The organism is Streptomyces sp. NPDC057307 (genome assembly GCF_042667665.1).
Classification (GTDB): domain Bacteria; phylum Actinomycetota; class Actinomycetes; order Streptomycetales; family Streptomycetaceae; genus Streptomyces.
In genome coordinates this window covers 1-13,664 of record NZ_JBHUZM010000177.1, presented here as the reverse complement: position 1 = coordinate 13,664, position 13,664 = coordinate 1, and the positions used below count along the sequence as shown (strand labels likewise).

At 70.1% G+C, this 13,664-nt stretch carries 11 protein-coding genes; 6 read left to right on the top strand and 5 right to left on the bottom strand.

The genetic code is table 11. From position 1 onward, the window contains the following. Positions 1 to 56 precede the first annotated feature (56 nt). Together ACFUN8_RS33870 and ACFUN8_RS33865 are read right to left on the bottom strand one after the other, a co-directional pair. Positions 57 to 230 (bottom strand): hypothetical protein, encoded by a 174-nt coding sequence (locus ACFUN8_RS33870; RefSeq protein ID WP_382568232.1) that lies wholly within the window; start codon positions 228 to 230, stop codon positions 57 to 59. A gap of 367 nt (positions 231 to 597) precedes the next feature. Continuing rightward, on the bottom strand, positions 598 to 2,079 hold the full coding sequence (locus ACFUN8_RS33865; protein ID WP_383646276.1) for an SDR family NAD(P)-dependent oxidoreductase: 1,482 nt from the start codon (positions 2,077 to 2,079) through the stop codon (positions 598 to 600). 243 nt (positions 2,080 to 2,322) lie between these two features. Here ACFUN8_RS33865 and ACFUN8_RS33860 point away from each other — a divergent pair, with 243 nt between their 5' ends. Continuing rightward, entirely contained in the window at positions 2,323 to 2,847 is a 525-nt protein-coding gene (locus tag ACFUN8_RS33860; protein WP_383646273.1) for an SPW repeat protein, read from the top strand. Positions 2,848 to 2,928: 81 nt separating this feature from the next. Here ACFUN8_RS33860 and ACFUN8_RS33855 read toward each other — a convergent pair whose 3' ends face one another. The 3 genes from ACFUN8_RS33855 to ACFUN8_RS33845 form a co-directional block, all read right to left on the bottom strand. After that, positions 2,929 to 3,675: a GNAT family N-acetyltransferase gene (locus tag ACFUN8_RS33855; protein ID WP_383646270.1), complete on the bottom strand. Its 747-nt coding sequence runs from the start codon at positions 3,673 to 3,675 to the stop codon at positions 2,929 to 2,931. Beyond that, positions 3,672 to 4,592, bottom strand: coding sequence for an NADP-dependent oxidoreductase (locus tag ACFUN8_RS33850; protein ID WP_383646267.1), 921 nt, complete (start codon positions 4,590 to 4,592; stop codon positions 3,672 to 3,674). Before ACFUN8_RS33850 ends, ACFUN8_RS33855 begins: the two co-directional genes overlap by 4 nt. A gap of 235 nt (positions 4,593 to 4,827) precedes the next feature. Further along, positions 4,828 to 7,449 (bottom strand): PA14 domain-containing protein, encoded by a 2,622-nt coding sequence (locus tag ACFUN8_RS33845; protein ID WP_383646264.1) that lies wholly within the window; start codon positions 7,447 to 7,449, stop codon positions 4,828 to 4,830. 205 nt (positions 7,450 to 7,654) lie between these two features. Here ACFUN8_RS33845 and ACFUN8_RS33840 point away from each other — a divergent pair, with 205 nt between their 5' ends. The 5 genes from ACFUN8_RS33840 (at position 7,655) to ACFUN8_RS33820 (ending at position 13,602) form a co-directional block, all read left to right on the top strand. Continuing rightward, positions 7,655 to 8,689, top strand: coding sequence for a LacI family DNA-binding transcriptional regulator (locus ACFUN8_RS33840; RefSeq protein ID WP_383646261.1), 1,035 nt, complete (start codon positions 7,655 to 7,657; stop codon positions 8,687 to 8,689). A 172-nt stretch (positions 8,690 to 8,861) separates the two neighbouring features. Further along, positions 8,862 to 9,950, top strand: coding sequence for an ABC transporter substrate-binding protein (locus ACFUN8_RS33835; protein WP_383646259.1), 1,089 nt, complete (start codon positions 8,862 to 8,864; stop codon positions 9,948 to 9,950). A 1-nt stretch (position 9,951) separates the two neighbouring features. Next, on the top strand, positions 9,952 to 11,589 hold the full coding sequence (locus tag ACFUN8_RS33830; protein ID WP_383646256.1) for a sugar ABC transporter ATP-binding protein: 1,638 nt from the start codon (positions 9,952 to 9,954) through the stop codon (positions 11,587 to 11,589). Further along, positions 11,582 to 12,544: an ABC transporter permease gene (locus ACFUN8_RS33825; protein ID WP_135068310.1), complete on the top strand. Its 963-nt coding sequence runs from the start codon at positions 11,582 to 11,584 to the stop codon at positions 12,542 to 12,544. Before ACFUN8_RS33830 ends, ACFUN8_RS33825 begins: the two co-directional genes overlap by 8 nt. Beyond that, positions 12,541 to 13,602 carry an ABC transporter permease gene (locus ACFUN8_RS33820; protein ID WP_383646252.1) on the top strand — a complete coding sequence of 354 codons (1,062 nt, stop codon included), beginning with the start codon at positions 12,541 to 12,543 and terminating at the stop codon, positions 13,600 to 13,602. The genes ACFUN8_RS33825 and ACFUN8_RS33820 overlap by 4 nt, the downstream gene beginning before the upstream one ends. Positions 13,603 to 13,664: the final 62 nt, after the last annotated feature.

Genomic DNA, 13,664 nt, shown 5'->3' with positions numbered 1-13,664 from the left:
GTCCGCCCGTCCGGCGCTCGACGACTCGACGACTCGACGACTCGACCGCTGAGTGTCTAGTCGATTCCCTGCAGGATGTGCGGCTCCGCGAGGTCGTCCTCGTAGCCCGCCAGCCTGATCGGTGCGGACCTGGCCCACACCTCGATGTTCCGGAGCTTCTGGGGACCGCCGCTCCGTTCACCGCCTCGTTCGGCCGGGCTGTTCTCGTGCTGAGCCATTTCAGGTGTCACCGCGCACTCCTTTGTGTCGCGTAACCCCGGACGCACCGACTCCGGACTCGTACCGGGCGCCGACCGCCAACTGGGGCAGGGGCAAGGATGATTCGGTCGCGGTGGCGCCGGTTTTCGGGCGGGGCGGCGGCCTGGTTGCAGGCCTGTCCCGGGACGGCCGAGGAACCTTCGTGGGTCCCTGGGTGGCGTCCGTGCGCCTTACATTAACCAAATGAGCGCGGGCGCGCTCGATGGGGTCCGTGAAGTGGGTCACTTCAGGACAGCACTCGGACAGCCCCCGGACGCCGGTCGGACACCCTTCGGTCAGCACCCGACAGCGGCCGGACGGCCGTCCGGCCGCCGCCAGTTGACGGTGTCCGCGCGGCTTCTACCAGTTGGCCGGCGCGTAGTCCTTGAGGAAACAGCCGTACAGATCCTCGCCGCCCTGGCCGCGCACGATCGGGTCGTAGACGCGCGCCGCGCCGTCGATCAGGTCGAGCGGGGCGTGGAAGCCCTCGTCGGCGAGCCGCATCTTGTCCGGGTGCGGGCGCTCGTCGGTGATCCAGCCGGTGTCGACGGCGGTCATCAGGATGCCGTCGGACTGGAACATCTCCTGCGCGCTGGTCCGGGTCAGCATGTTGAGCGCGGCCTTCGCCATGTTGGTGTGCGGATGGCCGGCGCCCTTGTAGCCGCGGCTGAACACGCCTTCCATCGCCGACACGTTCACCACGTACGTGCGTCCCGCCGCCGCTGCCGCCATGGCCGGGCGCAGTCGGCTGATCAGGATGAACGGCGCGGTGGAGTTGCACAGTTGGACTTCGAGCAGCTCCACCGGATCGACGTCGGAGACCGTCTGGATCCAGCTGTTGGTGTCGTGCAGATCGGGTACGAGCCCGCCCGCGTCGATCGCCGTGCCCGCCTCGATACGGGCGAGCGTGGCCGAGCCGCCGACCAGGGCCAGCGAGGTGATGTCCGACGCGCTCAGCGCATCCCCACCGCCGGCGGGCAGAACGGCCTGCGCACCGCTGCCGAACGCGCCGATGACGTGCGAGGACGGGAGTTCACCGGCGGGCAGCGGCGCGGACTCGGCGGCCAGCAGCTCGCTGTAGGCCCCCGCGGAGCGGCGTACCGTCTGCGCGGCGTTGTTGATGAGGATGTCCAGCGGCCCCTCGGCGGCGACCGAGTCGGCGAGGGCGACGACCTGGGCCGGGTCGCGCAGGTCTATCCCGACGATCTTGAGGCGGTGGATCCAGTCGGCGCTGTCCTCCATCGCCTTGAAGCGGCGGATCGCGTCGCCCGGGAAGCGGGTGGTGATGGTGGTGTGCGCGCCGTCGCGCAGCAGGCGCAGCGCGATGTACATGCCGATCTTGGCGCGGCCGCCGGTCAGCAGGGCGCGCTTGCCGGTGAGATCGGTACGGGCGTCGCGGCGGGCCCGGTTCTCGGCGGCGCACGACTGGCAGAGCTGGTGGTAGAAGGCGTCGACCTCGACGTAACGGGTCTTGCAGATGTAGCAGGAGCGCGGCCGTTGGAGGATGCCGGCGATGTCGCCCGCGACCGAGGACGACGGCAGCAGGCCCTGTGTCTCGTCGTCGATGCGCTCGGCGGAACCGGTGGCAGTGGCCTCGGTGACCGCCTTGTCGTTGGCGGTCTTCGCCGCCCGACGCTCCTGGCGGCGGCGCTGCTTGACGGTGCGGTAGATCCCGGCGGTCGCGCGGCGTACGGCGACGGCGTCGGGGTGGTCGACATCGAGCTTGTCCAGCTCGTCGAGCACGGCCAGACAGACGGCCATGCGCTCGGGGTCGATTCCAGGGCCGTACGCGGTGTCCGGTGCGCTCTCGCCGAACGTGGTCCCGTCGTCTGTCAACGTCATCGCCGCTGCCGTTCCCTATCCCTCGTCACTCACCCGTCCGGGCGCTCACCCGTCCTCGGGCCCGTCAGGCCCCGCACGGATACGGCCGTCCGGCCGAGCGGCCTCGAACAGTTTGCCATGAGGTACCGGGCAATTTGTTCACGCCCAACTACACATAAAGGTGAATAAGGGGGCAGAATGGTCATGTACCGCTCGATCCGGTGCAGCACGGTCGCACCTCTCAGACCGAAGGAGTCGAGACTCATGGCCGATGTTTCACACACCAGGGGAGATGCAGGTTCTCGCCCCGGTGTTTCCGACACCAGGGGAGACATAGGTGCTCACCCTGACGTACCAGAGATGCGGGCCAGGTACGCCCGCGTGCTCGGTGGACGTGATGTGGCGCTGCTGGACGGCCCGATCTTTCTCGCCGGCCTGTTCATCGCCCTTTCACCCTGGATCCTTCACTACACGACCAGCCAGCCGGGTCTCGTGGTCCACAACGTGATCATGGGAATCGCGATCGCCGGCCTGGCCCTTGCCTTCTCCGCCACACCGACCCGGACGTACGGCTTCAGCTGGGCGCTCTGCCTGCTGGGTGCCTGGATGGTCGCGGCGCCCTGGGTGGTCGGTTCCAGCCCGGACCGCGGCGTCTTCCTCAGCCTCGTCATCCCAGGAGCCCTCACCGCGGTGCTGGGCCTGGTCTGCGCGGGCGCGGCGATGAGGGCGAGCCGTATGCGTGGCCGAGCGGTCCGGTCGAGCCGGATGAATGACCCGGTCCGGACGTAGCCGGACTCACCCCACCCGGTGGGGCGGGCGGACGACCACCACAGGCCGTCGCCCGCCCCACCGATGTGTGTGTCCGCTCGCTCAGCCGCCGGCCGTCGCCGGGATCCGCGACGGTTCCGGGACACGGATCCCGAGGAACGGCATACGGCGGCGGAGCCGGAAGCCCAGCGTCTCGTAGAGCCGGATGGCGTTCGCGTTGTCCCCGGCCGCCTGCAGGAACGGCGTCTCGCCGCGGTCCTTGATCCCGGCGGCCACCGCCAGGACGAGCCGGGCGCCCAGCCCCTGGCCGCGGAACTCCGGCGCCGTACAGACCGCGCTGATCTCCGTCCAGCCCGGCGGGTGCATGCGCTCCCCCGCCATCGCCACCAGCGCACCGCCGCGCCGGATGCCCAGATACGTACCCAGCTCGATGGTGCGCGGCCGGAAGGGCCCCGGCCTGGTGCGGTCCACCAGGTCCAGCATCTCCGGTACGTCGGCGGGGCCGAGCACCACCGCCTCCTCGTCGAAGACCGCGTCGACCGACTCGTCGACCAGTTGGACGCCGTCCACCTGGAAGGTGACCTCCCAGCCCTCCGGTGGCAGCACGTCCGCCCCGGCGAGCGTGGCCGTCCCGTCGACTCCGACCAGCGGCGCGGCGTCCGCCCAGTCCCGCGCGTCCGGCTCGTCGGGCAGGGCGAGCCAGGTCGACACCTCGGCCCGGTAGCCGAGCACCCGGCCGCGCCGCTCGGCGAAGTGGGCGTGCGGGCCGGTCAGCCCGGCCAGTACGGGATTGTCGAGCGGGTGGTACGTCGGGCCGCCGGGCGAGGGGACCGGCCCGGCGGCGCTCACGCGGCGACCTCGATCACGATCTTGCCGAGCGCGTGCCCGTCCTCGACGGCGCGCAGCGCCCGCGCCGCCTCGGCGAGCGGGAACGTCCGTGTCACGTACGGCCGCAGGGCGCCGGACACCACCAGCGTGGCCACCTCTTCGAGGACGGCGGCCGTGCGGAGCCGTACGACCGCGGCGCCGCCCAGGGTCACGACCCGCGGCTTGTCCCCCGCGCTGATCAGCTTCGTCAGGTCGGTGACGAGGCCCGCGACGGCCTCCAGGTCCGCGCCGCCGACGAGGTCGAAGACCGCGTCCACGCCCTCGGGCGCGGCGGCCAGCACCCGCTCCCGCAGTCCGGGGCCCGGCGGGACGTGGACGGCGCCCAGCGACTCCACGAAGTCCTTCTTGCCCGCGCTCGCCGAGCCGACGACGCGCAGGCCGGCGCCGATGGCGATCTGGGTCGCGGCCACGCCGACGCCGCCGCCGGCGCCGGTGATCAGCAGGGTCGCGCCGGCGAGCAGGGCCAGCTGCTGGATGCCGTCGTACGCGGTCGCCGCGGCGACCGGCAGGGCCGCCGCGTCCACGAACGACACCGCGTCGGGCTTGTGGGCGGTGACGGCGGCGGGCAGCAGGGTGTACTCGGCGTATCCGCCGGTGAGGGTGGAGCCGAAGACGGCGTCCCCGACGGCGAATCCGCGCACACCCTCGCCGACCCGCTCGACCACTCCGGACGCCTCGCTGCCGAACACGGTGGGCAGCGGCTTCGGGGTGGAGCCCGGCCGGGTATAGCCGGTGCGCAGCTTCCAGTCGACGGGGTTGACGCCCGCCGCCCGGACGGCGATGAGGAGTTCGCCGTGGCCGGGTACCGGCTTCGGCTGCTCGACGAAGGCTTCGCCCTCCGGGCCGCCGAACCGGGTGTAGACGTACGCCTTGGGCATGTGGATCCCTCGCTCTGACTGCTGACGTCGATGGCCGTACCAGGGGCTGCCCCGGGGTCCGTACCAGGATTCGCCCCGGGTCCGTCGTGGGCCTGTCCCGGGCCTGTCCCGGGCCGGCAGCAGTTTCAAGTCCGGGCTCCGACCTGCTTATTCCCGGCGCGACGCACTGTTCACGCAGCGCGCCCCCGGGCACCGGGCTTGAGCCCGGCGCCCGAGGGCGCGACCGCTATCCGGCTCAGGAGGTGCCGCACTCCATCGAGGCCGGGTCGGACGCGTCGCGGATCAGGGCGTCGTGTGCCGCCTTGAGCCGTTTGACGTCGGGCTTCATGACCTTGCGGTCATAGGTGAGCAGCCCGTTGAGTTCACCTTCCACATCGGTGATCTGGGTGTAGACGGCTCCGTTGCTCCCCCGGCAGGCGAGGTCGCGTACGTTGTCGAGCTGCCCCAGGTACTCGTCCGTGTACTTCGCCTGGTCGACGCCCACATACGTGTGCTGGACCGGCCAGGCGTGGCCCGGTACGGCGAGCCCGAGGCCGCCGTACTCGCCGCTGACCAGCGCCCGTTTCCCGTCCGGCGCGGGCAGCAGGGGCGTCGGGTAGCCGTGCGCGTCGGCGATGTCGCCGTTCTTGCCGTCCACGGCACCGCAGCAGTTGACGCCGCTCATGTTGTTGACGAGACGGGTCGGGTCCCAGCCCTTGGCCTGGTCGGCGATCCGCGCCTGGTCGTACTGGCCCCAGCCTTCGTTGAAGGGGACCCACATGATCACCGACGGGCTGCCGGCGTGCTGGTCGATCATCTCCTTCATCTCGTGTTCGAACTGCGCCGCGGCGGGGGCCGCCGGGGACTTCGGCATCGAGGGCATGTCCTGCCAGACGAGGAGCCCCAGCTTGTCCGCCCAGTAGAACCACCGGTCCGGCTCCACCTTGATGTGCTTGCGCACGGAGTTGTAGCCGAGTTCCTTGTGCTTCTTGAGGTCGAACGCGAGCGCTTCGTCGGTCGGCGCGGTGTGCAGTCCGTCCGGCCAGAAGCCCTGGTCGAGCGTGGCCATCAGGAAGACGGGCTTGCCGTTGAGCACGGTGCGCGGCACCCCGTCGACCTTCTCGACGGCGATGGAGCGCATCCCGAAGTAGCTGCCCACCCGGTCACCGGACCTGTCGTCCCCGACGCGCACGTCGAGCTTGTACAGATACGGATCCTCCGGCGACCACAGGCGCGGGTCGGGCACCGGCACACCGAGCGGCGCTCCCGTACGGCCCCGGACCGTGCCCACCTTGCGCTTGCCCTCGTACGCGGTGGCCGTCACCGGCACCCCGTCGCGTACGCCGCGCACCTCGACCGCCAGCTTCTCCCCCGTGACGTCCGGGGTGAGCTTCAGCGAGTCCGCGTGGTCGGTGGCGACCGGCTCCATCCAGACCGTCTGCCAGATGCCGGACGAGGAGGTGTAGAAGATGCCGCTCGGGTCGAGGCGCTGCTTGCCCATGGGCGGGTTCTCGCCGCCCGCGGCGTCGGTCGGGTCGTACACGCCGACGATCAGTTCCTGCGTACGGCCGGGCTTGAGCGCGTCGGTGATGTCGGCGCTGAACCGGTCGTAGCCGCCCTTGTGTTCGGTGACCTTCTTGCCGTTGACGTAGACGGTGGACTGCCAGTCGACGGCGTCGAAGTTCAGCTTCAGACGCTTGCCCGCCTTGCTGTGCCCGCCCTTGCCGCCGTCGCCGATGTCCCAGCTGTCCGGCACGGTGAAGGTACGGCGGTACCACATCCGGTCCTCGTGCCGTTCGAGTCCGGAGAGCTGCGACTCGACGGGGTACGGGACGAGGATCTTCTCGCCCAGCTTCTTGCCCACCGGCGGGCGCTCGCCCTGCTCGGCGGCGGCGAACTGCCACTCCCCGTTGAGGTTGCGCCACGCGTCGCGGGTCATCTGCGGACGCGGGTACTCGGGCAGCGCGTTGTCGGGGCCGACGTCCTTGGCCCACGGGGTGGAGAGCTGGTACTCGGACTTGTTCGGTCCGCTGCTCCAGAACTCGCCGACGGGGTCGGCGTCCCGCGAGACGAGGCCGCCCCGGCCGTCGTAACGGATGTCGGCGGAGCCGCCCTTGCCGACCACGGGTTCCTTGAGGCCGACGAGCAGGCTGCGGGCGTTGGCCGGATCCTTCTTGACCGACGTCATCGGCCACTGGGCGCCGCCGATGATCGCGTCGAGATGGCCGGCGAGACCGGCCGGGACGGCGCCGAGTTCCTGGGCGAACTCCATCCGCAGTGTGCGGCCGTCGGCCAGCACGGTGGTGGCGATGGCACCGTCGTAGGCGTAACCGTCGGGCAGCCGGAAGGCCGAGGTGGGCACCGGCTCTTTCGCGCCAGCGGGTTCGGTCCAGTTCAGATGGAGGTTCGAGCCTCCGATGTCCTCGAAGTACTCGACCTTGATGTCGTACTCCTGGCCGCCGGTGAGTTCGACCGGGTCGGCGGTCTGCTCCTTCTCCCAGTCGTTGACCCAGTGGTCGATGGCCAACTCGCCGTCGACCCAGAGCCGGAAGCCGTTGTCGCCGATCATCGAGAAGGTGTGGGGGCCGCTCTGTTCGGGGACGATCCGCCCGGTCCAGCGGACGGTGGCGTGGTCGGCGCTGCCGGTGGCCGTCGAGAGGCGGGAGTCGAGGTTGTCGAAGTCGATCTGCGGGTCGAATCCGGTGGCCTTCAGCTCGTGGAAGTCGAAGGCGCCAGGCGCGGACGAGGAGTAGTACTCGCCCTTGAGTCCATGGGCCACGACCGGGTCGTCCGCGGCCGATGCGGCCGGGACCGCCGTGAGTCCGGCGACGCCCAGGACGGCGGCGAGCAGAAGGGCCAGATTTCTTCGAATGCGCACAAATCCTCCTTGGTTCCGGCTTGGTTCCGAGGGTGGCGGCTCATTGCGACACTCTGTACAACGTTGGAAGGAACGGCAGTTGGCATGACAACATGCCGTCGCACTAGCTGTCCAGGGCCATGACAAAGCCCCGTCCCGCAACGTATATAACGTTGTACAGATTGGGCAGGGGCGACCTTCGGGCCGACCTCGGAGGGGAAACACGGTGACCGTCAGCCTCAAGGACGTCGCGGAGCGCGCGGGCGTCTCCATCAAGACCGTTTCGAACGTGGTGAACAACTACCGGCACGTCACCCCGGCGATGCGGGCCCGGGTCCAGCTCGCCATCGACGAGCTGGGCTACCGGCCGAATCTCACGGCCCGGCATCTGCGCAAGGGGCGCACCGGGATCATCGCGCTGGCCGTGCCGGAGCTGGGCAACCCGTACTTCGCCGAGCTGGCCGGCTCGGTCATCGACGTGGCGGCGGAGCACGAGTACACGGTGCTGCTCGACCACACCGGTGGCCGCCGTGAGCAGGAGGTCCTGGTCAGCCAGGGCTTCCGGGCACGGGTGATCGACGGGCTGATCCTGAGCCCGATCGAGCTGGAGACCGAGGACCTGCTCGGCCGGGACCAGGACGCGCCGCTGGTGCTGCTGGGCGAGCGGGAGTACGACCTGCCGTACGACCACATCGCGATCGACAACGTGGCCGCCGCCCGGATGGCGGTACGGCACCTGCTGGATCTCGGCCGGTCGACGATCGCGTTCCTGGGTGCCAGGACCGACCGGGTCAACGAGCCGTCGCATCTGCGACTGCGCGGCTGGCGCGCCGAGCTGAAGGCGGCGGGGCTGCCGGCGCCGGACTCCCTGATCGCCCCGACGGGCGGCTGGGACCACGCCAACGGCGCCGACGCGATGAACCAGTTGCTCGACTCGGGCGTGACGCCCGACGCGGTCTTCGCGTACAACGACCTGATCGCGATCGGGGCGATGCGGGTGCTGTCCGAGCGGGGGCTGCGGGTCCCCGAGGACGTCGCGGTCGTCGGCTTCGACGACATCACGGAGGGCCGTTACGGAGCTGTGACCCTCACCACGATCTCGCCCGACAAACAGACCATCGCGAGGCTCGCCGTGCGCTCCGTCGTCAACCGGCTGCTGGGCACCGGAGACCCCGTCGGCAACGGCTCACGCGAACTCCGGGCCGATTTCCGGCTGGTGGAGCGGGAGAGCACACTCGGCCGCCGCCGGGACCGTCACTGAGACCGCCACCGGCCCCCGCACGTACAGCCGTTATCGCGCGAAGGCTTTACAGCCTCCGTACAACGATGTAAAAACCGTTCCGAACGACTCACACAAACACTCCAGCAGTCCGTACGAGCCGACCTCCCGCGAGCGTCCCGGTCGCCGGGGCCGCGCCGAGATGGGGATCTCCATGAAGCTTTCCGCCGTCCGCCGTACCACCACCACTACCGTCCTCGCCGCGAGTCTCGTCGGCGCGCTCGCCCTCGGCGGCTGCGCCAAGTCCGAGGACGACAACTCCGACAAGAGCTCATCGGCCGGCGAGAAGGACAGCGGCCAGGTCGTCGCCACGCCCGGCGCGGACGACAAGACCTGTGACATCACGCAGTTCGGTGGCGAGAAGGTCGACCTCAAGACCGCCACGGTCGGCTTCTCCCAGTCCGAGAAGGAGGCCAACCCCTTCCGGATCGCCGAGACCGCCTCCATCAAGGCCGAGGCGGAGGAGCGCGGCATCAAGCTCCTGTCCGCCAACGCCCAGACGCAGTTCTCCAAGCAGATCAGCGATGTCCAGGACCTGATAGCCAAGGGCGCCGACCTGCTGGTGATCGCGCCCCTCAACTCCGACGGCTGGGGCCCGGTGCTGCGCAGCGCCGCGGCGAAGAAGATCCCGATCGTCACCATCGACCGCAAGATCAACGCCACCGCCTGCAAGGACTATGTGTCCTTCATCGGCTCGGACTTCATCGAGCAGGGCAAGCGCGCGGCCGACCAGATGATCGAGGCGACCGGCGGCAAGGGCGAGGTCGCGATCCTGCTCGGCGCCGCGGGCAACAACGTCACCACCGAGCGCACCAAGGGCTTCAAGGACCAGATCAAGGCCAAGGCCCCTGAGCTGAAGGTGGTGTTCGAGCAGACCGGTGAGTTCGCCCGCGAGAAGGGCCAGCAGGTCACCGAGCAGCTCATCCAGTCGAACCCGGACATCAAGGGGATCTACGCCGAGAACGACGAGATGGGCCTCGGCGCCGTCAACGCCCTGAAGGGCGCGGGCAAGAAGGCCGGCGCCGTGAAGATCGTGACGGTCGACGGCACCCGTAACGCCGTCCAGGGCATCGTCGACGGCTGGATCTCCGGCGTCGTGGAGTCCAACCCGCGCTTCGGGCCGCTCGCCTTCCAGACCCTCGACGCCTTCACCAAGGGCGAGAAGGTCGCGCAGGACATCGTCATCCAGGACGGCGCCTACACCCCTTCGAACGCCAAGGCCGATCTGGGCAAGGCTTTCTGACGTGCTGTCGGTCACCGGTCTGACCAAGACGTTCCCGGGCGCACGCGCGCTCGACGGCGTGGACTTCGCCGCACTGCCGGGCCAGGTCCACGCGCTCATCGGCGAGAACGGCGCCGGGAAGTCCACCCTCATCAAGGTGCTCACCGGTGTGTACCAACCCGATGCGGGCGAGATCGTCCACGACGGGCGTCCGGTGCGCTTCCAGACTCCGCTGGAGGCGCAGCACGCCGGGATCTCCACGATCTACCAGGAGGTCAACCTCGTCCCGCTGATGAGCGTGGCGCGCAATCTGTTCCTGGGGCGCGAGCCCCGGAACAGGCTGGGTCTCATCGACTTCCGCCGGATGCACGGCGAGGCCGACGAGGCGCTGCGCTCACTGGGGCTGCGGGTCGACGTCAAGCGTCCGCTGCGGACGCTGGGCGTCGGCGCGCAGCAGATGGTGGCGCTCGCCAGGGCGGTCTCCGTCGACGCGCGGGTGGTCATCATGGACGAACCGACGTCGTCGCTGGAGCCGCGCGAGGTGCGCACCCTGTTCGGTGTGATCAGGATGCTCAAGGAGCGCGACATCGCGGTGGTGTACGTGAGCCACCGGCTGGACGAGCTGTACGAGATCTGCGACCAGGTCACGGTGCTGCGCGACGGCAAGCTCGTCCACACCGGGCCGATCGCGGAGCTGGACCGGCTGCGGCTGGTGTCGCTGATGCTCGGCCGTGAGATGGGCGAGGTGAGCAGCGAGGGGGTCACCAAGTTCACCGGAGACCGTCACGCGGGCCGTGAACCGGTGCTCAGCGCACAGGACTTGACGGTGCGTCATACGCTGCACCAGGTCTCGGTCGAGGTGCGGCCCGGTGAGGTCGTGGGCCTCGGCGGGCTGCTCGGTTCGGGCCGCAGCGAGACGGCGAAGGCCATCGCGGGCGCGCTGCCGCCGGACTCCGGGAAGGTGGTGGTCGCGGGTTCCGCCGTACGTACGGGCTCCACGCCCGCCGCCATCCGGGCCGGCATCAGCCTGCTGCCCGAGGACCGCAAGGCCGAGGGCATCGTCCCCGGTCTCTCGGTCCGGGAGAACATCGCGCTGGCCGCGCTGCCGAGCCTGTCCCGGTTCGGACTGGTGGACGACGCGAAGGTCGACCGAATCGTGGACACCTTCATGAAGCGGCTGCGGATCAAGGCGTCGGGGCCGTACCAGAAGGTGGGCGAACTGTCCGGCGGCAACCAGCAGAAGGTGCTGCTGGCCCGCTGGCTGGCGATGCAGCCGAAGGTGCTGCTGCTGGACGAACCGACCCGCGGTATCGACGTGGGCGCCAAGGCCGAGGTGCAGGGCCTCATCGACGAACTCGCCGAGGAGGGGCTCGGGGTGCTGCTGATCTCCTCCGACATGGAGGAGCTGATCGAGGGGTCGGACCGGGTGGTGGTCCTCAAGGACGGCGCCGTGATCGCGGAGTTGACCGGGGACGACGTGACGGAGGACCGGCTGCTGCACGCGATCGCGGCGGCGCCGGAGTCGGACGCGGCGCTCAAGACGGTCGCGCCGGACGCGGCGGCGATCGTGGCACCGGCGGCGCCCGCGGCGGCGAACCCCGAACCCGATCCCGTCCCGGTCGACAAGACCTCCTCAGGAGGGGAGAGGGACCATGACTGAACTCGCCCTGAAGGGCGCCCCCGTCGACCGCGCACGGCTGCTGCGTCTGCTCCAGGACTACGGGGTGTACGCGGGCGTCGCCGTCCTGCTGCTGGTCAACATCGCGCTCACCCCGCACTTCCTGTCCACGGAGAACTTCCGTACCCAGGCCGTGCAGGTGGCGCCGGTGCTGATCGTCGCGCTGGGCATGGCCCTCGCGATCGGCAGCGAGGGCGTCGACCTGTCGGTCGGCTCCGTGATGGCCCTGTCGACCTCCCTGCTGTCGCTGTATCTCGGCTACGGGCCCTGGGTCGCTCTGATCGTCGCGATGCTGGGCGGCGCCGTCATCGGTCTCGCCAACGGGTCGCTCATCGCGTTCATCGGCGTCCAACCCATCGTCGCCACACTGGCGTTGATGGTCGCGGGACGGGGCATCGCCCTCGTACTGCTGCCGCAGCTCAAGGACGTACGCGACCCCGGGATGTCCTCGCTCGGCTCGGGCGATCTGTTCGGCATCCCGTACCTCGTACTGATCGCCGCCGCCCTGGCGCTCGCCGTCGGATTCACCGTGAAGCGGACGACGTTCGGCCGGCAGCTCCTGGCGATCGGCGACAGCCGGCCCGCCGCGCAGCTCGCCGGGCTGCCGGTGCGCCGCGTGCTGATCCTCGTCTACGTCATCGCGGGCGTGCTCGCCGCGATCGCCGGCGTGCTCGCCACCGCACGGCTCCAGGCCAGCGACCCGACGTCGCTCGGCACACTGATGGAGCTGTCGGCGATCACCGCGGTGGTCGTCGGCGGCACTCCGCTCAGCGGCGGCCGGATCCGGATCGGCGGCACGGTGGCCGGCGCCGTACTGATCCAGTTGCTGACGGCGACGCTCATCAAGCACGATCTGCCGCCCTCCTGGACGCAGATCGCCCAGGCCGTCGTGATCGTGCTGGCGGTCTACGCGGCACGCGAACGGGGAAAGCGATGACCCACACCCATACGGAGCGTCCGGCCCGCGCCTCGGGCGGCGGCTCCTCCCCCGGCAAGGGGGCCTCCGGCAAGGACACCGACGAGGCGCCGCTCGGCGCGAGCCGGGCGGAGCGGCTCAGCGCGCTCGCGCAGCAGCACGGCGCGCTCGTCACGCTGCTGCTCGTCGCCATCGGCGCGTCGATCGGCTTCGACACGTTCCTCACCGGCGACAACCTGGAGAACATGGCGGTCTCGTCGGCGTTCCTGGCGATCGTCGCCCTCGGCATGACCTTCGTGATCATCACCGGCGGGATCGACCTGTCCGTCGGCTCGCTCTTCGCTCTGGGCGGCGTGCTCGGCGCGTGGGGTTCGCAGTACGGCACCCTCGTCGCGCTGCTCCTGCCGCTCGCCGTCTGCGGTCTGATCGGCCTGGTCAACGGGCTGCTGATCGCGAAGGCACGGCTCGCGCCGTTCATCGTCACACTCGCGGCGATGCTCGCCGCGCGCGGCATCCTGCTGGCCATCACCGACGAGGGCTCCAACACCTATCTCGTGGACGAGAAGTCCTTCTTCGCGAGCCTGGGCCAGGAGAAGCTGCTGGGCATCGGGGTGCCGGTGTGGATCACCGTGGCGCTGTTCGTCGTGGGCGCCGTGATGCTGCGGCGCAGCCGGTTCGGCCAGTACGTGTACGCGGTCGGCGGCAACGAGGACGCGGCGGCGCTGATGGGCGCGCCCGTGGCCCGTACGAAGATCGCCGTCTACACCCTCTCGGGCCTCTGCGCCGGACTGGCAGGGGCGCTGAACGCGGCCTGGCTGGTCTCGGGCGTCACGATCCTGGGCACCGGCATGGAGCTGGAAGCGATCTCGGCGGTCGTCATCGGCGGCACGCTGCTCACCGGTGGCTTCGGGTTCATCAGCGGCTCGCTGGTGGGTGTGCTGCTGCTGAAGGTCATCCAGAACGTCATCAACCAGATCGGCTCGCTCGACTCGGCGTACCAACAGGTCGTCAGCGGCGCCTTCCTGGCGGTCGTGGTGATCGCCCAGACATGGCTGGGCAGGCGGCGCCGGATGATGTGAGGGGTGGCTCTGTCCCCCAACGTTCCCGGGCGCCGGACGAGCCGCTTGTGCGGCGTGTCCGG